Here is a 24292-nt window from a genome sequence, read left to right as displayed (position 1 = left end):
TTTTCTATGTCAATCAGTATTGGTTTTAGAGGGCTCGACGATCACGCAGCAGTCCCCGGGCCGGGCGTCCATCCGGGCGCGGACGGGGCCGTCCACTCCGAGCAGCCCTTCCAGGAGGGCCAGGTTCATGCCGCAGACGAGGGGCGGAAAGCGCTCGGAGACCGCGTGGAAGGGACAGTTGCGCATGCGGACCACCCCCGCTTCGGCCACCGCCCCGGTCGCCTCCTCGACGCCGTCGGCGGCGTCGTCGCCCTCGACACCCCGGTCCTCCCCGAGGGTGTCCAGACGCGGCTCGTACCCGCGCGCGGCCAGCAACTCCATGGCCTCCGCGAGACCGCCGCAGGGTTCCGCCGAGCCGCGCAGCGCCTCCCCCCGGCGGCGCGCGGCCGCGTACAGCCCGGAATCCAGCCCGGCCTGCTCGGCGGCCTCCGCGAGCAGCTCGGCGACGGTCCGGTAGTCACGGGCGGGCAGGGACACCGAGCGTTCGCCCGGCGCCCGCGTGTACACCTTGGCCGGACGGCCCGCGCCCGGCCCCGAGCGGCCCGACAGCCGACGGCTGCCGCTCTCCAGCAGCCCGGCCTCGGTCAGCCGGTCCAGATGGTGCGCGGCGAGAGTGCGCGCCACCCCGGCCGCCTCGGCGGCCTCGTTGCGGCCGACCTCGCGGCCCTGCGCCACCACGTACTCGTACAGGCGTCGCCGCACCGGATCCTGCAACAGTGCGATCGCATCGATGTCGTTCACCCCGCCATTCTAGGAACAACGTGGATCGGAGATAGAAGGGTCGTCTCCGCCACCGACCGCCCGCTGGCCCCTTGGTGGCCGGGCAGCTCGACCCACGCTCGGGTCGTTGTCGGGCGGGTATGGGAGAGTGGCGCCCTGATGATTTGAACGCGTTCAATCCTGGGGTGGAGTGATTGGGCCAGCGGAGTGCTTCCCTCCGGACGGTGTTCGTGGCCGTTGCGGTGGTACTGCTCGGTGCGTTGCCGGTCGGGGTGGTCGTGTGGTTGCCCGCCGAGCACGGGAGCATCGTCTTCCTGGAGGCGGTCGTGGGGGTGGCCGTCCTGATCCTCGTGGCCCGGCTGGCGACCGGCCGGTCGGCGGAGCAGTGGAGGTGTGAGCTTCACTGGGTGGGAAAGGCGATGGTGCGTTACCTCGCCTGCTGTTTCGTTCCACCGGCTCTGGTGTTCGTCGTACTGGGGCTGTCGTTGCCGGGAGGGCGGGGCCGGGACGGGTTCGCGCGGGCGGACTTCGCGACGTACGTGTGGCCGCTGTCCATCGTGGCCTGCCTGGTGACGTTCCCCACCCTCGTGCTCCTTCTGGCGGTGGCGCCGAGAGCGGGTCGGGGTGGTGGGGTGGGAGCCGTCGTCGCCCTGGTGCCCAGTGCCCTCCCGCTGCTGGTCGGGCTCATGTTCGGGTCCTGGCCGGCCGTGCTGCTGGTGGTCCTCCAGGTCCTCTACGCGTGCTTCCTGATGCCGGGCTGCCTGGACTGGATGCACGAGCGTCCCTTGGACGACTGACGGTCTCGGCGACGGGGTGATCGCCCCGGAGGCCTCCCCGTAGAGGAGTCCCATCGGTGCCGTCGTCACCTGCGGCGCGGTCCCGCCCCGCTTCGTGCACTGGCGGGCCGAGTAGCAGCGCGGTCGGCGGGGCGCGCGTCCCGGCGGCCCTGCTGAGGGTGGCGCGGAGGTCGAGCCGCTCGCCGAGAGGAGCGCCACGCCCTTCCCGGGACGGCGGGCCGGCAGCCGCCGGGCCGAGCGGTGCCCGACCCACCACGGGCGGGAGACGATTCCGGCCATCGTCGGCTGCGGCGAGGCGGGCGGCACGGGCTGGTGGGGGCCGACGTCCGACGGCCCCGCACGATGCCGGTGGAGGATCCCGCGCCGGGCGTCGAACCGGCCCGCCACCTGGCTCCGCCGCGGCCACGGCGGAGCCAGGTGGCGGGCCCAGCGGTCCGAGGCTTTCACGGGCGCCGCCGCCGCGTACCGGCGCTTCTCCGGTGCCGCCCGCTCGCGACTTCGCCGGTCGTGCTCGGCGCGGGGGAGCGGAGTGCGGCGCCCGGCGGGTGCGGGCGCGGCCCCGATCGTGCGGGCGTGTCCGGGCGGGTCGGGCTGCCGACCGGGCCCGGTGCCGGTGGCCTGTGCCGGGTGGCGGAAAGTCTCGGTCGGGGTCCAGTCCGATTGGTGCATGACAAGCATGGCTGCTGAGGATAGAGGCAGGCCCGGCCCGAGGCGGAGATGCGCTGCCGACGTCAGGCCGAAAGCACGTGACGGCCGGTCAGCTGCTGCTGTTGGCAACGGTACAACCGGGCATCCGTCCTCCGGTGCGGTGCACGCCGCACCGGGGTGCCGCGCCCCCGCCGTGGTCCGGGCGCCCGAGGACGGGCCGGCCACCGGGCACCCGACACGACAGGCAACGTCCCTGTCCGCCCAACCCCGAGGAGCGAGATGAGCAGCATCCTGTTCGTGCATGCGAGGGGCGGTCCGCCCCTGGAGTACGCGGTCCCGCGCATGGCGGCGCACGGCGAGGTCCATCTGCTGGCGCTCGCGCCACTGCCGCAGGTCACGGCGGACACCTGGCGGCCGGCCTGCGCGTCGGTCACCGAGGCGCCGCCCTCGGGCGGGACGGCGCTGGTCGAGCTGATCGCCGACCACGCCGAACGCGTCGCGGCGCAGGCCGTGCTGACGTTCTCCGAGTACGCGGTGGTGGCCGTGGCCCTCGCCTGCCGCCGACTCGGGCTGGCCGGCCCGGGGGAGCACGTCGCGGCGGCCCGCGACAAGCGCCTGATGCGGCGGATCTGGCGTGATGCCGGCGTACCCGTCCCGGGCTTCGCCGAGATCCACGGCGCCGCCGACATCGACGAGGCGTTCCGACGGCTGACCCCGCCGCTGCTGCTGAAGGCCGCGTGGAGCGCCGGATCGACCGCGCACCTCACCGTGCGCGACGCCCGGGAGGCGGGCCGCGCCTGGCGGCTCGGCCGGTCCGTGATGGCCTCCTCCGCCGAGGAGGGCTACGCCGAACTGCACGCCGCCGACGAGGGGGTGAGCGACTTCCTGCTGGAGGAGATCGTCACCGGCGGCATCCGGGGCTGGTTCGCCGATCCGGGCTGGGGCGACTACGTCAGCGTGGAGGGCATCGTCGCCGGCGGCGTCTACCACCCGCTGTGCCTCACCGGCCGGCTGCCGACCGTCCCGCCCTTCACCGAGCGCGCGAGCATCGCTCCGGCGGACCTGTCCGAGCCCCTCCAGCGCCGGATCGAGGCGGCCTCCCGGGCCGCCGTGGACGCGCTCGGTCTGGACACCTGCGCCACCCACACCGAGATCAAACTCGCCCCCGGCGGACGGGACATGTGGCTGATCGAGACCGCCGCCCGGTTCGGGGGCGTGATGACGACCCGGCAGGTGGAGGCCGTCTTCGGACTCGACATGATCGGCATGCTGACGCGCGAACTGCTCGGGCGGCCCGTCGCCTACCCGCCCGCCATGCTCACCGGCGCCGGGGGCAGCGGGGCCGCCGGGGCCGCCGGCTCGCTGGTGATCCTCGCCGCCGACCGCGCGGGCGAGCCCTGGAGCGAGCAGCCGCGCTGGGACTTCGACGCCGTGGACTGGACGGACCTGCTCAGCCCCGGCTCCACGATCGAACCGGTCCGGGAACGCAGCCTCCCCGCCGGCACCCCGATGCCCGCGTACGAGCGGGCCGAGGGCGCCAACACCATGGCTGCCCTGTGCTTCCTGACCGCGAGGTCGGCGGACGTCCTGGTGGCGGACTGCACCCGGATCATCGAGGCGTTGCCCAAGGCACTGACCGCCCACCTGACGACCGGAGCGAGCCGGTGACCGCCCACCCCGGCGCGTCGGCGGGCGCCGCCGGCCCGCAGACGAACGAGGCGACGTACGACGCGCCGAACGAGGCCACGAACGCGGCGCCGGACGGCGCGCCGACCGGCACGGAGACCGACGCGATGCTCGGCACGGAGAGCGACACGGACACCGGCACCGAGACCGGTGCGGTGATCGGCGCGCGTCTCACCATGCCGCTCTTCGAACGGCTCTGCGGCACGCTCGGCGGCCATCCCTACGTCAAGGTCGTCGTCGACCGGCACAAGGCGCTGTGGCACATCCTCGACAGCGCCGTGCACCCGTTCCACGTCGACTACATCGCCACCACGATCGAGGGCCTGACCCTGGAGGAGCTCGACGCCGACCTCGACGGCTTCAACCGGAGCGTCTACCAGGACCCGGACCGGCGCTTCCTGCTCGGCGTGCTCTCCCTGCACGCCGGCGACCAGGCGAACCAGCCCAGCCAGGCCGACCAGCCCAGCCGGTCGACCGAGCCGTTCATGGTCCTGGAGACCACCGAGGCCGACACCATGGGCGCCGACCTGCTCACCGAGTTCCACCGCTTCGTCCGCGAGCACCTCGACCAGTCCCTCGCCTTGCTGGTGAAGCCGGCCAACCACGCGCAGGAGAACGCCCTGGCGGCCGTGCCCGAGAGCGTCCTGCCCCGGACCGGCTCGGACGCGCTGCTCGCCGCGCGGCCCTTCGTCCCGCTCACCCTGGGATCGGCCACCGGCCGGCTGCGCGCCTTCGCCGACGCGGACGCGTACCGCGCCGCCCGGGCGGACCTCACCTGGTACGACATCGTGGCCATGCCGGTCGTCCCCGACGACATCCCCCGGCTGGCCGGCCTGGTCAACGCCCTGCCCACCACCCCGCTGTCGCACACCAACATGCTGGCCGCCGGCTGGGGGATACCCAACGCCATCGTGCGCGGCGCCCTCGACCGGATCGCCGCCGACGACCTGGACGGCGGCTGGGTCCGCTACGAGGTCGGCGCCGACGGCGTCACCATCGAGCGGGCCGAGGAGCCGGCCGACCTCACCCAGCCGGTCTGGCACACCCAGCGCATCCGGATCGACGCCCCCCGGGTGGAGGACGTGCCGATCGTGCCGCTCTCCCGGCTGCGCGCCGGGGACCGCCGCGGCTACGGCACCAAGGCGGCCAACCTGGGCGAACTCCACCACGTGCTGCGCCACGGATCGGCCCGGCTGACCGGCTACTACTCGGTGCCCCGCGCGCCGCGACCCGACCTGCTGGGCCACCTGGCCGGGCGGCTGGGGGTGGCCGCGGACGCCGACCTCGTCCAGGCGGCGGCGGACTTCCTGTCCCGGCACGTCAGCGCGCCCGAGGGGATCGCGGTGCCGTTCGCCGTCCAGCAGCGCTTCCTGGACTCCTCCCGGGCCGTGCAGCAGAGCATCGGCAAGCTGAAGATGGCGCTCGAACTCGGCGCGATGGACGCGGTCGACTCGGTCTGCGTCCAGCTCCAGCACCTCATCGTGGCCACCCCCGTCCCCGACGACCTGGTGCGGGCGCTGGACGCGCACGCGGTGCGCCACCTCGCCGGCGCCGGGCGGCTGGCGGTGCGCTCCTCCTCCAACGCCGAGGACCTGCCGGGCTTCTCCGCCGCGGGCATCTACGAGTCGCACACCAAGGTCACCGACCTGCCGGGCCTGCTCGACGCGATCCGCCAGGTGTGGGCCTCGCTGCTGTCGCCGCGCAGCGTCCGGCTGCGCCACGAGGCCGGCATCTCCCTGGACGACACGTTCATGGGGGTGATCGTCCAGCGCTACGAGCCGTCCCCGCTCGGTGGGGTGATGGTGACCTGCAACCCCACCAACCGGGCGGACTTCCGCAACGTCTACCTCAACTGCGCGCCCGGCTCGACCTCGGCGGTGGTCGACGGCACCGCGCTGCCGCTGCAGTACCTCTACAACACCGTGGAGGGCGGCGGCCGGACGCTCTCGCTCGGCGCCGCCGCCGAGGACCTCGACGCCGAGACCCGGGCACACCTCGGCCGGCTCGCCCTGGCCGGACGCCTGCTCCAGTCCCACTTCGCCGCGGACTACACCTTCGCCGCACCCCTCGACGTGGAGTGGCTGCTGGCCCCCGGCGGCCGGGTCCACCTGCTGCAACTGCGCCCCTACAACGGCTGAGCGGCCCGCGGAACCACCCCCCCGACGCGAAGGAAGGCAAGCTCGTGTCCCTGCTCGGCCGAGCCAAGCGCGGTCCCGCCGCCCCGCCCGGGGTCCGCCGGGTGGTCCGCCTGAACAACGGCTTCCAACTGCTGTTCAACCTGCTGTGGTGGATGCCGGTCTTCTACGAGTACCAGCGGCAGGCCGGCCTGTCGGACAGCCAGATCTTCGGCATCCAGAGCGTCTACTACGTCGCCTTCTGCCTGCTGGAGGTCCCCACCGGCTTCATCGCCGACCGGATCGGGCAGCGGACCTGCCTGCGGCTCGGGGCCGCGGTGATGACGGCCGCCAACCTGGTGCCGGTGGCGCTGCCCTCCGCCACCGGCTTCCTGCTGCACTTCCTGGCGATCGCCGCCGCCCGCTCCCTGGTCTCCGGTGCCTCCAGCGCCTACCTCTACGAGTACCTGCACGCCGAGGGCGCCGGAGAGCGCTACGTGCAGGCGGAGGGCACCGCGCGGGCCCTCGGCCTGTGGGCGAAGATCGCCTGCTGGCCGCTGGTGGGCGTGCTGATGGGTACGGTCCACCAGGCGCCCTACCTGCTGACCGCCGCCTGCACCCTCGGCTCCCTGGCCTGCGCCGCCGCGTTGCCGGCGCTGCCCCCGCCGCCCTCGGCGCCTCCGCCGGCCGGGGCCGTGCCCGGCGGCGGGTTCCTGGACTCCGTGCGTCAGGCGTGGAAGGTGCTGCGGACCTCCCGGGCCCTGGGACCGCTGATGGTCCAGGGCGTGGCGATCTTCACCCTGGCCCGGATCTGCCAGGTCAACCTGTTCCAGCCGCTGCTGCTGGCCAGGGCCGTCCCGGTCGCCGACCACGGCGCGGTGCTCTCCGCGATGACGGTGGCCGAGGCGCTGGGCTCCTCCCGGCCCGGCTGGATCCGGGCCAGGCTCTCGGACACCGCGGCCGTCACCGTGCTGAGCCTCGTGATGGCCGGATCGCTGGCCGCCACCGCCCTGTCCGGTGCGGCGGCGACCATCGCGTGGCTGTGCGTGTTCGCCGCCGCCACCGGCCTCGCCTACCCGGTCCAGCGCTACCTGATCAACGCGGCCATCCCGCCGACCCCCTACCGGGCGACCCTGCTGTCCCTGGAGTCGATCATCGACCGCGGGGTGTGCGCCCTGGTGGCGCTCGCCGTCGGCGCCTACCTGGCGGCGGACCGGCTCGACGCGCTGCTCCTGCACGCCGCCCTGGGCACCTGCGTCCTGCTGGGCGCCGTCGCGGTGGCGCTGCGGCTGGTCCGGCGCCGCCCCGGTCCGGGAGCGGACACCGGCACCCCGTCGGACCGGGCGCTGTCCCGGTAGCCGCTCCACCGCGCCCGTCCCGGCAGTGTCCGTGCGGCGAACGGGCGGCGGGGGCGGTGGCGGGGCCGACCGGACGACCGGGCGCCCGGGCCGGCCCGGGTCACGCCCCCGAGGGGCCGGTCCAGTCGGCCGGCACGTGGCCGAGGCGTACGCGCTGCGGGTGGTCGCCGACCGGTACGGAGACGGTCTTCCGTCCGGTCGCGAAGTCGATCGCGGTGACCTGGTCGGCGCCGCTCTCGGAGATCACGCAGGCCGTGCCGTCGCCGCTCACGGTGGCCCAGTACGGTTTCGAGGCGGGCACCAGCGGGCCCTCCTGGAGCGTGGCCCGGTCGACCACGGTCGCGTAGTCGTCCATGGTGCCGGCGACACAGAGCTTGTCACCGGCCGGGCTCATCGACAGGCCGTGGTGGCGCGAGTCGTTGACCCAGGTGGTGCGGTCCTCGCTGGTCGCGGGGTTCTTCGGCAGGGTCTTGACCCGGGTGATCCGGTCGGCGGCGACGTCGTACTCGACCAGGCCGTTGAAGAAGGACACCTGGAAGTAGAGCGTCGACCCGTCCGGGGTGAACGCCGCCGGGCGGATCGCGTCGGAGAGGTCCGAGCGGCCGGCGGCGTCCAGCCGCTCCCGCATGTCGATGACCCTGACCGGCGCGAACGTGTCGGCGTCGACCACGGTGATCCGGCGGTCGCCCTTCGTCCAGTCCAGCCACGGCGCGTCGAGGGCGGTGTTGACCTCGCCGATCGACATGTTCCAGATCCGCCGCCCGCCGTCGGTGAAGAGGTTCTCGTGGGGCTTGTCCCCGGTCGAGAACGAGCCGAGTTGCGCGCCGGTGCGGACGTCCAGCACATGGACCGTGTTGGAGGTGGAGGCGGAGACCGCCACGCGGGTGCCGTCCGGGGAGAGCGCCATGTGGTCCGAGCGGTAACCCGACACGGGAAAGCGCCAGTTGATCCGCCCGGTGGCGAGGTCGATGGAGACGACGTCGGCGAAGCTCGGGCGCGAGACGACCACCGCGGACCCGTCTGGGGTGGAGTACATGTCGTCGACGAACTGGTCGTGGCCCTCGCCCGGGCCCAGCCGGACGCCCAGGAAGTAGGCGAGTTTGACGGGGTTGAGGTAGATCTCGGTGAGCCGCTGGTCCTTGTCGGGGACGACGTTGACACGGCCGATCCCGGCCAGGTCACCGGTGGAGCGGATGACGTCCGCGGTGCCGTCCCAGTTGTTGCCGACGAACATCACCTCGCGCAGGGCGCGCACGTGCCCGGGAGCCGGCCCGGCCGTCGCGGCGGCCGGGGCGACGGCGGCGAGGGGCAGGACGAGGGCGGCCGCGAGGGCGCCCACGGCGGCCCTGACGGGCCGGGACCGGCGGGACGGGCGGGCGTCGGACGATAACGCGTGCGGGGACATCGCCGCTCCTTCGCGCAGACGCGCAGAGTGGGGGGGTGGGCGTCGGTCGATTGCGTTACTCGACGGTAGGGAAGGCCCCCTCCTTCTGCCAAGACGTCTGCGCGCACCAATTGGGGGAGGGCCACCGCCCGCCGGCGGTGGCCCGGCGCACTCGTCCTGGCCCGGGCCGGGGCCGCACGGCCGCCCGCCCCCGGCACCCGGGCCGGTGCTCACGCCTCCCGGCGGCGGCGGAAGATGGCGCGGATCGCGAAGACGATCGCGACGACGAGCCCGACGGCGAACAGCACGATCAACAGGATGACGACGAGGACGGCTATGCCGAGCTTCTTGAAGAAGCCGCCCTTCTTCTTCTCCTTCTTGTCGTCGGCCGCGAGCGCGGCGGCCCGGTCCTCGCGGTTCTCGACCGGCTGCGCGACGGCGGGCGCCGCGCGGTCCCCCGCCCGGTCGACGCCCGACTCCGCGGGCCGGGCGACGGACCCGGCCGCGTGGACCGCGGCCGGCGCGGCCGCGGCGACGCCCGGCGAGCCCAGCATCAGGCCTGCCAGAACGAGGGCGGGGACGACTCTCGTGATGATGCGCGACTTCACTGTTCCTCCTGCTGTTTTCCATGGTGTCCTGCGGGCGCGGCTCTCGGCCTGGGCACGCTCCGTCAGAGGCGGGCGTCCGGACAGCGCCCGGTGGCACGTCGTCAGGGAGCCTCCGACACCCCGGCGGCGGCGCCCACCCGCGCCGCCGACGCCGGCCGCAGAGTTCGCGCTCCGTCACGGCCGCGGTGGTCCCGGCTGCCGATCCGCGTGCGCCGACCGTCACTCCGGGCCAGGACGTGCCCGCCACCGACCGGCCCTCCGGGCGGAGCCCGAGCGGTGGGACCACGGTCGCTTCCCCCGGAGCACTCGATCGGTACTGCGTCGGCACGGGTGCGTCGGTGTCGCCACCAGGTCGCGCCCCGGCCGGGCCGGTGCGGCCCGCTGCCAGCCAAAATCTACAGGACTGTAGAGGATGGGTGAAACCGGCCGCTCCCGCCGAGGCCCTCACGCCGCCGCCCCGGCCATGGTGGGCCGCTGAGGTGGGCTCAGCTGTACGACGGGGCACGGGGGTGTCGGCGGCCGCCGACCCGAAGGGTCACGGCGTACGACGGAGGTGGGGGAGCGGGCCCAGGTCCGCCGCCGGGAGGGGGAGTGGCGGCGGACCCTGGGAACCGCACGGGCGTCGCGCGCGGTCCCGACCGGTCCGGGGGGGATGGCCCCGATCGGGAGGCGCGACGCCCCGCGGCACTTCTGACCCCGATCGCGTGCGGCAAACCCCTGTACCGAGGTCGAGTTCGGAAACCGTCTGCCCGGCGCCGCGTCGCGGCGGGCGCCCGCCCTACCCGGTGCGACGCCGCCGGACGTGTCGGCCCGGCCGGTGAGCCCTGAGGGCAGGGCCCCGGGACGCTGGACGCCTCCGCTCACCGGCGGGTGGAGCAGCAGGTGACGGCGCCCATGAAGTACGCGCCGTGGCGGGGGTGTCGGGCTTCGCCGGCGGCACCGGCAGAAGCTCGCGGCCGTCCCACGGCCCGCGGGCCGCGTCCCGCCCCGGGGGCCGTTGGCCCCGGCCGGGCCCGAGCCTAGGCTGTCCGCATGCATCCTCGCCTCGGTGAAGACCTCGCCCGACTGCCCGAACTCCTCGACGCGGTCGGCGATCGCGCTGCGCACGTGCTCGCGGGCCTCGCGGACCGGCCGGTGGTGACGCCCGGCGCGCCCGGGCCCGTGGAGCCGCTGCCCGACGAGGGGAGCGGCACCGACGGCGCGCTGAAGCTGTTCGCCCAGCGCTGGGAGCCGGGGTTCAGCGGCAGCGCCGGCCCCCGTTACCTCGGCTTCGTCACGGGCGGGGCGACCCCGGCCGCGCTCGCCGGAGACTGGCTGACGGCCGCCTTCGACCAGAACGTCAGCAACCGGACCGGCTCGGCCGCGGCCGACCTGGAACAGGAGACCATCGGCTGGCTCCGCGGCCTTTTCGGCCTCGGCGAGGCCCACGCGGGCGTCTTCGTCAGCGGCGCGACGACCTCGAACCTCGTCGGCCTCGCCGTCGCCCGTGAGTGGGTGGGCGAGCGGCGCGGCGTCAGCGTCACCCAGGACGGCCTCGCCGCCCTCGGGCCGGTCGACGTCCTGTCCGGCGCCGCGCATTCGAGCATCGGGAAGGCGCTGTCCGTGCTCGGACTCGGCCGGGGCGCCCTGCGGCAGGTGCGGACGCTGGACGGGCGGGAGGCGGTCGACGTGGCCGCGCTCGCCGACGAACTCGCGGCACTGGACGGGCGTCCGGCCGTGGTGGTCGCCAACGCCGGCACGGTCAACACCGTCGACTTCGACGACCTGCGGGCGATCGCCGCGCTGCGCGCGCGGTACCCGTTCTGGCTGCACGTCGACGCCGCGTTCGGCGCCTTCGCGGCTCTCTCGCCGGCCCACGCGCACCTGGTCGACGGTCTGGACGCGGCCGACTCGGTCTGCGTGGACCTGCACAAGTGGCTGAACGTCCCGTACGACGCGGCCGTGCAGTTCACCCGCCGCCGGGACCTCCAGGTGGCCGCCTTCCACAACGCCTCGCCGTACCTCGGCGCCCCGACCGGCGACCCGGACCCGGTGCACCTGGCCCCGGAGAACTCCAGGCGGCTGCGGGCCCTGCCGGCCTGGTTCGCGCTCACCGCCTACGGCCGGGCGGGCCACCGGGAGATCGTGGAGCGCAACTGCGCCGAGGCGGCCCGGCTGGGCGCGTCCCTCGCCGCGGATCCGGCCTTCCGGCTGCTCGCGCCGGTGCGCCTCAACGTGGTCTGCTTCACCCTCGCCGGGCGGCCCGCGCAGCAGGACGTCGACGCCCTGCTGCGCCGCGTCGCGGCCTCCGGGGAGGCGTTCCTGACTCCGACGGTGTACGACGGGGTGCCCGCGGTCCGCGCCGCCTTCAGCAACTGGCGCACCACCGCGACCGACACCGACCGCGTCCTGGCGGCGCTGCGCGCGGCGGCCGGCGCGAGCTGACCGGCCGCGGTCGGGTGTCGACGCCGGTGGTCCCCACCCCGATACCCGACACCCCAGACACCCCAGACGCCCCAGACGCCCGCGGCCCGTCCACCCGGGTGGGGTGGACGGGCCGCGGGCGCCGGAGGGGCGGATGCCTCAGCTCAGCTGGGTGGGGACGGGGCGCCTGCCGTCGAGGGAGGAGACGCCGATCGGGGTGAGGGCCTCGGGGAAGAGCTGGACGTCGGCGATCTGGCCGGCGGCGTACTCGCCGTAGGCGCCCATGTAGAGGCGGCGGCCGAGCTGCAGCGGACCGGTCGCGTTCCAGACCGTGCCCGCGTACTCGGCGGTGCCCGCGAGCGAGCCGTCGACGTAGAGGCGCAGGTCGGCGGAGTCCGCGTCGTAGACGCCCACCAGGTGGTACCAGGTGTTGGTCTTCGGGGCGAGGGCGCCGGTGGTGGGCCCGTAGGCGCTGGTGAAGGCGCCGGCGGTGTCGTCGGCGTGGGCGTGGCCGAAGGCGAACGCGTGGGCGCCGCTGGAGTAGTAGAGCTGGAGGGCGTTGGCGCTGGTGCCGGACTGCGAGACGAAGGTGGAGTTGGCGGTGAGGCTGGTGAGCCGCACCCAGGCGGACACCGTGTAGCTGCGGCTGGTGTCCACCGCCGGACCGGCGGCCGCCGCGTACGCGGTGGAGCCGTTCAGGTTCAGGACGCCGCCGCGGGCCGGGTCGGTGCCGAGGGCGGCGCCGCCGTTGAGGGTGAGCGCACCGGTCGGGCGGATGCTGTCCGCGGTGCCGTCCAGCTTCCACCAGGCCGAGGGCTGGCGGACGTTGCCGATGCCGACCGGGTTCCCGAACTGGGCCAGGCCGCCGGCCGGTGCCGCGCCGGGGTACTCGGTCAGCCGGCCGGAACGGGAGCCGGCGTAGAGCGCCGGGTACCCGGTGCCCTGCACGTCACCCGGGGAGGCGACGGTCGGGGCGTCCCGGTCGCCGACGCCGATCGGCAGCACCTTCTGCGCGGCGGGCAGCACGTTGCCGGTGGTGGCGGCCCACTTCTGGTCGGCGATGTTCATGCAGTCGTAGATGATCACCTGGGTGCGCGGGTTGCGGTTGCTCGCCGGGTCGGCCAGGCAACGGCCGGACTGCGGGTTCTTCAGCGTGCCCGGGTACGGTCCGGGGGCCCACTGCTGGGCGCCGGTGTTGTTGCACTGGTAGAGCTGCACGAGGGTGTTGTTGGCGGTCTCGCCCTTCTGCACGTCCAGGCACTTGCCGAGCGCGTGGATGCTGCCGTCCGCGCCGAGCGCGAACTGCTGCGCGTCGGTGCCGTTGCAGGTGTACATCTGGGCCGCGGTGCCGTTGACGGTCCTGCCGCCGGCGATGTCCAGGCAGAGGTTCTTGTTGGCGGTGTCCAGCACGCCGGAGACCAGCGGGGCGTGGGTCGGCGCGGCGATCTTCGTGGTCGGCAGGCCGGCGTCGAAGGTCAGGGGGAAGCTGCTGACCGCGCCGGTGGCGTTGTCCCGGGCCCACAGGGTCGGCACGCCGCCCACGGTGCCGGGGGCGAGCAGTGTGGTGCCGGACCAGTCGCCGGTGCCGATCCGGACGCCGGCCCCGAGGTTGCAGCCGGCCTGGAACGTCCCCGGGTAGTACCAGAGTTCGCCCTTGTCGACGGTGACCAGGTCGGGGGCGTCGGCGAACTGGGCGAGCTTGCCGGGGGCGAGCAGCTGGGTGACGTTCTTCCAGGTGCCGTCCGAGCCCTTGGCCGGGCAGGAGGAGGAGTTGCGGATCGGGATCACGTTCTGGGTGAGCGTGAAGTGCCCGGTGACGCCGCCGGGGGTCACGGCGTCGTTCTGGTAGAGGTACAGCTCGTGGGTCGCCCTGGAGTAGGCGAACAGGTCGTCGACGTTGGTGCCGGTGGCGGTGCCCCGGTGGGCGACCAGGTAGTTGTCCCACCCCGTGCCGTCCGGGCTCTGGGCCTTGGCGGAGGCGCTGACGGGCGGTCCGGCCGGGTCGGTGTTGCCGCGGACCAGGACGAGGTCGCCGTCGGTGGTCGGGGCGAGCAGGTCGGGCACCGCGTCGCCGTCGGCGTCGCCGGCGGTCACCTTGGTGGCCGGGTTCCAGGGCGCGAAGAAGCTGTACTGGCCGACGGTGCCCTGGGTGTTGCCGGCGTTGTCGACGGCCCGGACGAACAGGGTGTGGGCGCCCCACTGGGCGGCGCTCAGCACGATCGGGACGTCGCCGGTGGCGCTGCCGCCGGTGGTGGGGACGGCGTTGACCGCCGCGGCGCCGTTGGCCGGGATGTTGGCGTCCAGCGAGTACTCGAAGCGGTCGATGCCGCTGCTGACGCAGCTGCCGCGGGTGCAGCCGGTGGGCGTCGGGTCGTTGGAGGTCACCGTGATCTTGACTCCGGTGTCACCGGCGTGGCCGGTGGGCGCCTTGTCGCCGCCGAGCGGCGGGAAGACCGGGGAGTCGGTGAAGGACGGGATGCTCGGCGCGCTCAGGTCGGTCTTGAAGTAGCAGTTGGCGGTCCAGCCGCTCGCCAGGGTGCCGTCCTCGGCCTTGACGTGCCACCCGTACTGGTGGCCGTCCGCGACCTTGAAGCCGATGTTGACCCGGGTGGTGCCGCCGTTGCTGACCCAGCTGCTGACCGGGGCGCCCTTGTCGGTCGAGCCGCCGTCGGCGGCTGCCGTCTTGGTGTCCCAGACCTCGTACCGGGCGCGCAGGTTGACCCCGCTCATGTCGGTGGTGAGGTGGGCGTTGAGGGTGATGTCGGAGGCGTCCCCGGCCAGGCCGGACTGGCCGATCCAGCCGTCGGCCGCGCCGGCGCAGCCGTTGCTCGCGGGGGCGCGGGTGGCCGGGGTGGTGCCCAGGTTGTCCGGCGTCTCCGGGGCGATGTCGAACACCGTGGTCAGGTAGGGGTTGTTGGCGAAGCGGACGAAGTCGTTGTTGCTCGTCGACTTGGACTCGTTGCCCCAGAGCCCGAAGGTCCAGCTGTCCTTGACGCCGGAGAGCTTCCTGATCTGGCCGGTCACGTCGAAGTTGACGTCGTGGTTGCCGCACTTCTGGCTGATGTTGGAGCTCTTGACCTGCTGGGTGCCGCCGATGTAGCCGTCGCCGGTGATGTCCGGCTGGTTGTTCCAGCTGGTGGAGCCGCTGATCGGGGTCACCGTCGCGAGCCGGACGCCGGTCTCGTTGTCGCAGTCGAAGGAGGCGCCGTAGGTCGAGGTCAGGTGGACCACCGACTTGGAGATCACCATCTTCTTGTCGAGGCCGGCGATGTTCAGCTCGTAGTAGGCGCGGTTCAGGCCGAAGCAGTCCTGCCAGCGCTGGTAGCCGACGCCCTCGCCGTTGTCCTGCGCGTCGTCGTACGGGCTCTGGCTCGCGCAGCCCTCCTTGACGGTGACGAAGTGGCTCTTCTTGCTGGTGATCGGGCTGGTGTACGGGTCGATGTACAGCGGCCAGACGGTGTCGGCGCCGCGGAGCAGGCCGGCGTCGGGGACCAGCGTCAGGGTGTCGGCCGCATGGGTCACCGCGATCCGCTTGACCTGGGCGGAGCTGCCCGGTTCCTCGGGAGTCGACGCCGTGGCGGGGGCGCCGTCCGCGGGGGCCTCCGCCTGCGGTGCGGCTTGCGGCGCGCCCTGCGGTGCGGTCTTCGGCGCCGCCTTCGCGGCCGGGGCCGGGTCCGCGGCGGCCCCGGCCGGGGCGGTCGTCGCCGAGTCCCACATCAGCGGGGTCGGCGAACGGAAGACCGCGCTGCCGTCGGGCGCGGTGACCGCGACCCGGCCGTCCTGGTCGGCCGTCAGCGACAGGCCTCCGCCGACGGAGGTGGTCAGCTTGAGCGAGGCGAGCGCGGGGTTGGCGGCCGCGGCGGCGTCGCGCACGATCAGGACCTCGTGGAAACCGCCCTGGTTGGTGCTGGTGACCTTGAGGTCGACGCCCGGCAGGACGCCGTCGTAGCGCGCGGTGCTGCCGTTCACCACGGGAGCGGGGAGCGGGAACGGGAGGGTGTAGGAGAGCCGTCGCCCGTCCGGGTCGGTGAGGGTGGCCAGTGGCCCGTCGCCCCCGCCGGAGAGGGCCAGCGCGGAGGGGGTGGCCGCGGGGGAGAGGGTCCCGTCGCCGTTCCTGGTCAGCGTGGCGTCGACGTCCCTCCAGTGGCCGTCCTCGCGCACCCGGGCGGGCTGCAGGTGGGTGGTGGCGGTGAAGGTGCCGTCGGCGTTGGCGACGGTCCGCGACGTCTCGGTGGTGAGGCTGTCGACGGTCACCGGCCGGCCGGTGCGCGCGGCCTCGGCCTTGGCGGCCGCCAGCGGTGAGTCGGCGGCCGGGCCCGTCGTCGTGCTCGCGGATCCGGCGGCCGGATCGTCCGCGAGCGCCGGTCCGGCACTGCCGAGCAGCAGGCCGGTGACGGCCGCCGACAGCGCCAGACGGCGTGTCAGTGTGCGCGCCGGATTTCTCCGGACGCGGAGGTGCTCCCCCATGGATCGCCCTTTCAGGGACCGGAGGCGGACGAACCCGGGCGCCGTTGTGTTCCTCGTCACAGAACGGACCCCCGTGGCCCCCCGCCACGTGTCGGAATTGCGGTCTTTACTCACCCCTGGCGCCGCCTGTGAAGACTCTTTGGGGCCTGTGTGACGGAAGGGGACAGAGTGACTGCTGGGGAAGGGTATTGCTCTGACCCTGCCATGGCAATACGGTTCCGGTCGGCCGAACGTGCCGTCAGCTGGTGATTCGTCAGTTCACCGGCTCTCTGATGTGCCTTCAGGGGGAATACGCATGCGCGCAGGACCGCGCGGAATTCGAGGTGCCCGGAAACGGGCCTGGATGGAACGGGCGACCGTCGCGATAGCGACGGCCGCCGTCTTCTCGTTGGCGACCCCGCTCGCCGTCGCCGACGTCGTCGGCGGCTATCAGTACACGGACAAGCTCTGGGGCGCGGACCCGCTCCCCGACCAGGCGAAGGTCCCGGGCAGCCCGGTGAGTGGCCGGGGGTCGGTCGTCCCGGCCCCCGCGATCCCGCCCGGTGCCCGTGAGCTGGTCCCGCACGTGGTGAAGCCCGTGCAGTGGCCGGCGGCCGCGACCGCCACCGTCGACCTGGGGAACACCCCCGAGGTGCGCAGCCTGGCGGCGCCCGCCGGGAAGGCGAAGGCCGGCAGCCTGCCGGTCTCGGTCTCGCCCGCCGCCCCCGCGGCGCTCGGTGCCCGGGCCAAGTCCCTGGCGCCGTCGGTCGCCCCGCTCAGCGCCGTCTCCTCGGTCCGGGTAGACCTCGCCGACCGGGGCCGGGCCAAGCGGGCCGGCGTGGACGGCCTGCTGGTCGGCCTGGACCGGGCCGACGCCCGCGCGGAGAGCGGCAGCGTCGCGGTCTCCCTCGACTACGGCGGCATCGAGCAGGCGTACGGCGGTGGTTGGGCCTCCCGGCTGCAGCTGGTGGCGATGCCCGCGTGCGCGCTCACCACGCCGCAGCTCGCCGCCTGCCGGACCCGCACGCCGATCGAGGCGGTCAACGACCCGGTCGGCCGGAAGCTGAGCGGGACGGTCGTGCTCGCGGCGGCCGGTGGCGCCGCCGGGGCGGCGAAGCCGGGCAGCGCCTTCGCCGCCCCGGCGGCGCTGGCGGCCGCCCGGTCCGGCGGGGTCGCGGTGGCCGCCGTGGCGAGCAGCGGCGGGTCCCAGGGCGACTACGGCGCGACGTCGCTGTCCGCCTCGGGTGCCTGGTCCGCGTCCGCCTCGGGCGCGTTCACGTACCGGTACCCGATCACCGCGCCCCCGTCCCTGGGCGGCGCGGCGCCGACCGTCGGACTCGCCTACGACTCGCAGTCGGTGGACGGCGAGACCTCCGCGCGCAACTCGCAGTCGTCCTGGGTCGGTGACGGCTGGTCCTACAGCCCCGGCTTCATCGAGCGCTCGTACAAGACCTGCAAGGACCAGGGGATCGAGGACTCGGGCGACTCCTGCTGGGCCGGCTGGAACGCCACGATCTCGCTCGGCACCCACAACGGCCAGCTGCTGCGGGACTCGGACGGGACGTACCACCTCCAGACCGACGACGGCACCAGGATCGAGCGGCTGACCGGAGCCACCAACGGCCTCTGGCAGGGCGAGTACTTCAAGGTCACCACGACCGACGGCACCGCCTACTACCTCGGCCTCAACCACGCTCCCGGCGGCAGCACGGACGACGCCACCGGCAGCGCCTGGGGCATCCCGGTCTACCACCCCAAGTCGGACGATCCCTGCCACAGTTCGGACAAGGGCGACGACTCGCAGTGCGACAAGCCGGTCGGCTACCGGTTCAACCTGGACTTCGTGGTCGACCCGCACGGCAACGTGCAGCGCTACGACTGGTCGACCGAGTCGAACTACTACAACATGGGCTTCGGACAGATCCCAGACGAGGACAAGGACGACAAGGGCGGCACCCTCACCCAGTACACCCGGGGCGGCCACCTCACCCAGATCTCCTACGGCTACCAGCTGGCGGACGCCCGGGCGGGCCGTGAGCCGGCCGCCAAGGTGGTCTTCCGCACGGCGCAGCGCTGCACCACCTCGGACAGCGTCTGCAAGGACGGCAACCTCTCCTCGGACACCGCCGCCAACTGGCCGGACACCCCGTACGACCTGAACTGCCCCTCCGACTGGAAGACCAAGATCGGGGAGGAGGGCGACACCGAAGGCGTCTGCCTGCAGAGCGGTCCCACCTTCTGGCAGACGTACCGGCTGAAGGGCATCGACACCAAGGTCCGGACCTCCTCGGGCTGGCAGGACGTCGACAGCTACGAGCTGAAGCAGGTCTTCTCGGACGCCGGCGGCACCTACGACCCGGTCACCGGCAAGACCCAGGACCCGAAGTCCAGCGGCTCGCTGCAGTCGGTGATGTGGCTCTCGGAGATCGTCCACACGGGCAAGGACACCTCCGCCGGGGGCGACGACCCGATCTCCCTCGACCCGGTCACCTTCGTCGGCATCGAGACGGACAACCGGGTCGACGGCCTCACCCCGGCCGCCCCGCCGCTGTTCCACCCGCGGATCTCCAGCGTGCAGACCGAGACCGGCGAGTCCGTCGCGGTCACCTACCGGGCGCCGGAGTGCTCGCGCGAGAAGAACACCATGCCGGCCTCGGCCGACTCCAACACCATGGCCTGCTACCCGGTGTTCTGGAACACCCCGGGCGGTGTGGAGCCGATCGAGGACTGGTTCCACAAGACCCTGGTCTCCAAGGTCACCTCCAGCGACCGGACCAAGGCCGGCTCGCCCGCCAAGGTGACCGACTACAGCTACTCGGGCGGTGCCGCCTGGCACCGCGACGACTCCGAGCTGACCGACGACAAGCACCGGACGTGGAACGAGTTCCGCGGCTACCGGACCGTCACCACCACCACGGGCGCCGCCCCGGACCCGACCACCCAGAGCACCGTCTCCTACCTCCAGGGCATGGACGGCGACTACCGCAAGGACGGCACCCGGCGCAGCGCGAAGGTGACGAACTCGCTCGGCGAGGAGATCACCGACAGCGCCTGGCTGGCCGGCACCCCGTTCGAGAGCCAGGGCTTCACCAAGGCCGGCGGCACCGTCGTCACCAAGACGCTGACCGACGTGCCGGACTCGGTGGTCGTGGCGACCGCCGGGCGCACCGCGTGGACCTCGGAGGACCCGAAGCCGGACAAGCTCTCGACGCTGCCCGACCTGACGTCGCGCCGGGTGCGCTCCAGCGGCAGCCGTTCGCTCGGCCTGCTCAGTGACGACCGCACCTGGCGGACCTCCCGGAGCGGCACCACCTTCGACGACCTCGGCCGGATCTGGAAGGCCGACGAGCAGGGCGACCTGTCCGTGCCCTCCCAGCGGACCTGTACGGTCACGACCTACGCCGACGCGCCGTCGGCCAACCCGATGATGCTGGTCTACCCGAAGGAGACGCTCAGCCTCGCCGGCTCGTGCGACACGAAGCCGGGGCAGGGCACCACGCTCAGCCACAAGCGGGTCTACTACGACGGCGACGGGACGGTCACGAACCCCGGCACCCTGGGCCGGCTCGGCCAGCGCTCCGGTTCGCTCGGCCTGGTGACCGCCACCGAGTCGGTCACCGGCTACGACAAGGCCGGCAACCCGCAGTTCCAGGTGCTCGGCGCGATGGCGTACGACCGCTACGGGCGCGTCAGCGACAGCACCGACGCGGCCGGCCGGACCACCACGACCACGTACACGCCGGCCACCGGGCTCCTGCCGACCGCGGTGTCGACCGAGAACCCGCTGAAGTGGAAGGCGACCAGCACCGTCTCGCCGGGCCGCGGCTCGATCACCCACGCGGCCGACGTCAACGGCCGGGTCACCGACTCCGCCTACGACGCCCTCGGGCGCCGGGTGAAGGTGTGGATGCCGGGGCGGAACAAGGCGACCCAGTCGCCCGACCGGACCTTCGCGTACGCGGTCCACGGCGCCGGGGACAGCCCGGACCCGTCCACCGTCACCTCCAGGACGCTGCGCGAGGACGGCACCTACAGCACCGAGGTCACCTTCTACGACGGGACGCTGCAGGCGCGGCAGACCCAGACGACCACCGCGGACAACTCGGTGGGCCGGCTGGTCTCCTCGACCTTCTACGACTCCCACGGGTGGACCGTCTCCGCCATCGCGAGCTACTACGACGCGGCCAACGCGCCGGGCACCTCGATGTGGGCCGAGACCAACAAGACCGGCCCGGCGGTGACCCGGACGTCGTACGACGGCCAGGGCCGGCCGGTCACGGTCCAGCAGGTGTCCTTCGCGAGCACGCTCTGGCAGACCGTCACGACCTACCGGGGCGTGGACCGGGTGGACGTCACGCCGCCGCCCGGCGGCAAGGCGACCACGGCGTACACCGACGCGCTCGGCCGGCGGAGCTCGACCGTGGTGCGCGACACCACGCCGGACCGCAAGCTCACCGGTGGCAGCGTGATCGCCTCCGGGACCTCGGTGGTCTCCCGCAGCGTCCGCCTGGCCATGCAGGCCGACGGCAACCTGGTGCTGACCGCGCTGGTCGACGGGAAGTCCCTGTGGTCCTCCGGGACCGCCGGCCACCCCGGCGCGTACGCGAGCGTCCTCGCCGACGGCAGCCTCGTGGTGCTGGACACCACCGGGAAGACCACGCTCTGGACCAGCGCGAGCGGCGGGCACACCGGCGGCTACCTCAAGGTGCAGGGCGACGGCCGGGCCGTCATGTACGACGGCGCCAACACCCAGCTCTGGTCGGCCGGCCCGGTGGGTGCCGCGGCCGCGGACATCACCACCACCTTCGGCTACACCCCCCGCGGCCAGGTCGAGACGGTCAAGGACACGGTGGGCAACACCTGGTCCTACACCTACGACGTGCAGGGCCGGGTGGTGGCCCAGACCGACCCCGACAGCGGCAGCTCCAGCAGCACCTACGACCCGCTCGGCCGGGTGCTGACCGTCAAGGACGGCCGCGGCCAGGTGCTGTCGTACAGCTACGACGAACTCGGCCGCAAGACGGCGGAGTACACCGGTGACACGCCGGGCGACCCGGCGAAGGCGCTCGCCGAGTGGACGTACGACTCGCTCGGCAAGGGCATGCCGGTCTCGTCCACCCGCTACGTGGGCGGCAAGAGCGGCAGCGCCTACGTCAAGAAGGTCAACGGCTACAACGCGGTCGGCCAGCCGACCGGCACCACCACGGTGATCCCCGCGGTCGAGGGCAACCTCGCCGGGAGCTACAGCACGACGGCCTCCTACACCGAGACGGTCAGCCTGCTGGCGTCGACCACCTTCGGCACCGAGGCGGGCCTTCCCGCGGAGACGGTCGGCTACGGCTACAACCTCCAGGGCAAGCTGGTCGCGATGGGCACGCCCAGCCGGCCGTACATCGCCACCGTCGCCTACAGCCCGCAGGGCCAGGTCCTGCAGACCACCCTCGGGACACCGAGCAAGCAGCTGCGGACCGCGCAGACCTGGGACCAGGCCACCGGCCGGCTGGCCACCAACCGGGTCACGCTGCAGAGCAACACGGCCAACCCGATCTCGGCGACCACCTACGGGTACAACGCGGCGGGCAGCGTCACCGCGGTCTCCGACGTCCAGTCCAGCGGCGGCACCGACCGGGTCACCGACACCCAGTGCTTCGGCTACGACGCGCAGAACCGGCTGACCACCGCTTGGACGGACACCAAGGGCCTGGGCGCGGTCACGGCCGGGCAGCTCACCAAGTGCGCCACGGCGGCACCGTCGCCGGGCACCATCGGCGGGCCGTCCCCGTACTGGCTGGACTGGCAGTTCAACCAGCTCGGTGACCGGACCCAGCAGGTCGCCCACGATGTGAAGGGGGCGGCCACCAAGGACGTCACCCAGACCATCACCTACCCGGGCGCCGGCGTCACTCCCGCGAAGAAGCCCAACGCGGCCAGTGCCGTCACCACCACCGGGCCGTCCGGCAGCACCACCGTCGTGCCCGACTACGACAGCGCCGGCAACACCAAGACCCGGACCGGGCCCGGCACCAGCCAGGCCTTCGAGTACAACGAGGAGGGCCGAACCAAGGCGGTCACCACCAACGGCACGGAGGCGGGCTACCTCTACGACGCCGACGGCAGCCTGCTGATCCAGCGCAACCCGGGGACCAACCTCCTCTACCTGTTCGGCGGCGCGGAGCAGCTCAGGCTCGACACCGTCAAGAAGACCGTCACCGGCCTGCGGTACTACCACAGCCCGGACGGCACGGTGATCGTCCGCTCCTCGGCCGGCACCGTCAGCTACCAGCCGACCACCCCGCACGGCACCGCCCAGCTCCAGGTCGACGGCGCGAGCCTGGCCGTCGTCCGGCGGGCGTACGACCCGTACGGGAACGCGCGCGGCGCCGCGCCCGCGGCCTGGGCCGACAACCGGGGCTACCTCGGCAAGCCCACGGACGCCACCAGCGGGCTGGACCTGCTCGGGGTGCGCGTCTACGACCCGATGATCGGACGGTTCCTCACCGTCGACCCGGTCTTCGAGTCGGGCGATCCCAACCAGATGGGCGGCTACGGGTACGCGGCCGGCAACCCCACCTCCGGCAGCGACCCCAACGGCCTCTGGTGGAGCTGGGGCGACGTCGGGAGCTTCTTCACCGGCGTCGGCGACTCGATCGTCGGCGACCCGTACCAGTGGAGCGTCAACACCCTCTCCGACTGCTGGAACTCCTTCGCCGACATCGCCAACGGCGACAACCAGGTGTTCAACGACATGTTCGGGTACTCCAACGAGTCCCCGTTCAGGCTCGGCCACACCGGGTACGTGGACGACACGCCGCTGGCGGACCTGTTCGAGGTGGACACCAGCTCCACCTCGTACTTCGCGGGCCAGGTCACCGGTGTGGTCGGCTCGTTCGCGATCGACGGCTACGGCGCGGTCAAGGCGATCAGCGGCGGCGTCAAGGCCGTCAAGGCGATCAAGACGGCGGTGTCCGAGGGAGAGGACGTCGTCAGCGCGGTCAAGAAGCTGCTCTCCGGCGACCTGCCCACCACCACCAAGGCGGACCCGGCTCCGACCACGCCGAAGACGGAGAAGCCGAGCAGCCCGAAGTCCGGCACCGGCAAGGGCGGCGACGACCCGGGCGCTCCGGCCTCCGAGACGCCGGCGGCCGGCAAGGACGCCGGGCGCCCCAGCGGCGGCGGCTCGCCCGACAGCGGCGGGGGCACCGGTACCAAGGGGCCGAAGCCCGGCAAGGCGGAGGACACCCTGGCGGGGGCGAACCCCGGCGGCTACACCGACAACTGCGGCGCCTGCGCCCAGGCCGGCGACAGCCGTCTCGCGGGCACCCACGACGGTGCCACGGCCTGGGACAGCGGCATCCTCGCCCCGGAGGAACTGGAGTACAAGTACGACTCCCTGTTCCACATGACCGAGGGGGTCGACGACATCAGCCACCAGCTGACCGTGCTCGGCTACGGCACCCGGGGCATCGTGTTCGGCTGGACCGACGGCGTCGACGTCGGCCACTACTTCAACGTGGTGAACGACGCCGGTGTGATCAAGTTCCTCGACTACCAGAGCGAGACGCACGCCGTGACCTCGCAGTGGGAGAATCTCGAAATGATGATCACATGGTGGTGAGCCAGGAGAGGAAGCGGATGGTGAGCATGGACCAGGAGTCGGCCCGGCTGGCGGCGGACGCGTACTGCCGCGAGCGGGTCCGCGGCTGGGACGAGCGCGCGTACCGGCTGCGGATCGACGAGACGGTCGCCGTCGAGGGCGCCTACGTCTTCGGCTACCTGCCGACGGTCCCCGACGCGCGCGGGCGACTGCGGGTCGGCGGGAACCTCCCGGTGATCGTGGACCGGGAGACCGGCGCGTGCCGCTTCGTGGCCGGCGTCACGGAGTACTTCGCACTCCGGGACGCGGCGAAGCCGCAGGACTGACCCCTCCCGAGGCCGGTGTCCGGGTGCGCTACGGCGCACCCGGACACCGGCCTTTCACGACGGCCCGTGCGGACCGCCCCGTCGGAGGCGGCGGAGGTGACGGGGTGGCCGGTGACCTGGCCCTGGCTGGAATCTGGCGCGCAATATGACCTGTGACATTGTTCTGATGCCCATTCGATGGCAGGATCCGTGTCGATTTCCTTCGTTC

11 protein-coding genes are annotated in these 24292 nt (G+C 73.2%); 7 read left to right on the top strand and 4 right to left on the bottom strand.

Annotated features, from left to right (window positions below; translation table 11 throughout):
- Nucleotides 1-9: 9 nt before the first annotated feature.
- Entirely contained in the window at nt 10-741 is a 732-nt protein-coding gene (locus OG618_RS01215) for a helix-turn-helix transcriptional regulator (RefSeq protein ID WP_329485204.1), read from the bottom strand.
- Nucleotides 742-944: 203 nt separating this feature from the next.
- On the opposite strand from OG618_RS01215, the gene OG618_RS01210 reads away from it, so the two are divergent.
- The 4 genes from OG618_RS01210 (at nt 945) to OG618_RS01195 (ending at nt 7323) form a co-directional block, all read left to right on the top strand.
- Entirely contained in the window at nt 945-1517 is a 573-nt protein-coding gene (locus OG618_RS01210) for a hypothetical protein (protein WP_329485203.1), read from the top strand.
- A 927-nt stretch (nt 1518-2444) separates the two neighbouring features.
- Nucleotides 2445-3833: an ATP-grasp domain-containing protein gene (locus OG618_RS01205; RefSeq protein ID WP_329485202.1), complete on the top strand. Its 1389-nt coding sequence runs from the start codon at nt 2445-2447 to the stop codon at nt 3831-3833.
- On the top strand, nt 3830-5989 hold the full coding sequence (locus OG618_RS01200; protein WP_329485201.1) for a PEP/pyruvate-binding domain-containing protein: 2160 nt from the start codon (nt 3830-3832) through the stop codon (nt 5987-5989). The genes OG618_RS01205 and OG618_RS01200 overlap by 4 nt, the downstream gene beginning before the upstream one ends.
- A 44-nt stretch (nt 5990-6033) precedes the next feature.
- The gene (locus tag OG618_RS01195) at nt 6034-7323 is read left to right on the top strand and encodes an MFS transporter (RefSeq protein WP_329485199.1); all 1290 of its coding nucleotides are present in this window, start codon (nt 6034-6036) and stop codon (nt 7321-7323) included.
- Nucleotides 7324-7423: 100 nt separating this feature from the next.
- Here the strand turns inward: OG618_RS01195 and OG618_RS01190 are convergent, their stop codons facing one another.
- Nucleotides 7424-8728 carry a YncE family protein gene (locus tag OG618_RS01190; protein ID WP_442906721.1) on the bottom strand — a complete coding sequence of 435 codons (1305 nt, stop codon included), beginning with the start codon at nt 8726-8728 and terminating at the stop codon, nt 7424-7426.
- Between the two features lie 209 nt (nt 8729-8937).
- Nucleotides 8938-9315, bottom strand: coding sequence for a hypothetical protein (locus OG618_RS01185; RefSeq protein ID WP_329485197.1), 378 nt, complete (start codon nt 9313-9315; stop codon nt 8938-8940).
- 1032 nt (nt 9316-10347) lie between these two features.
- On the opposite strand from OG618_RS01185, the gene OG618_RS01180 reads away from it, so the two are divergent.
- The gene (locus OG618_RS01180; protein ID WP_329485196.1) at nt 10348-11739 is read left to right on the top strand and encodes a pyridoxal phosphate-dependent decarboxylase family protein; all 1392 of its coding nucleotides are present in this window, start codon (nt 10348-10350) and stop codon (nt 11737-11739) included.
- Between the two features lie 138 nt (nt 11740-11877).
- Here the strand turns inward: OG618_RS01180 and OG618_RS01175 are convergent, their stop codons facing one another.
- Nucleotides 11878-16185: a LamG-like jellyroll fold domain-containing protein gene (locus tag OG618_RS01175; protein ID WP_329485195.1), complete on the bottom strand. Its 4308-nt coding sequence runs from the start codon at nt 16183-16185 to the stop codon at nt 11878-11880.
- Nucleotides 16186-16528: 343 nt separating this feature from the next.
- Between OG618_RS01175 and OG618_RS01170 the strand changes: the two genes are divergently transcribed.
- Together OG618_RS01170 and OG618_RS01165 are read left to right on the top strand one after the other, a co-directional pair.
- Nucleotides 16529-23779: an RHS repeat-associated core domain-containing protein gene (locus OG618_RS01170; RefSeq protein ID WP_329485194.1), complete on the top strand. Its 7251-nt coding sequence runs from the start codon at nt 16529-16531 to the stop codon at nt 23777-23779.
- Complete coding sequence (locus OG618_RS01165; RefSeq protein WP_329485193.1) at nt 23770-24084, top strand: hypothetical protein; 315 nt, start codon at nt 23770-23772, stop codon at nt 24082-24084. Before OG618_RS01170 ends, OG618_RS01165 begins: the two co-directional genes overlap by 10 nt.
- The last annotated feature ends 208 nt before the right edge of the window (nt 24085-24292 follow it).

This window comes from Kitasatospora sp. NBC_01246, assembly GCF_036226505.1.
Taxonomy (GTDB): domain Bacteria; phylum Actinomycetota; class Actinomycetes; order Streptomycetales; family Streptomycetaceae; genus Kitasatospora.
This window is presented reverse-complemented; position numbering and strand designations above follow the sequence as displayed.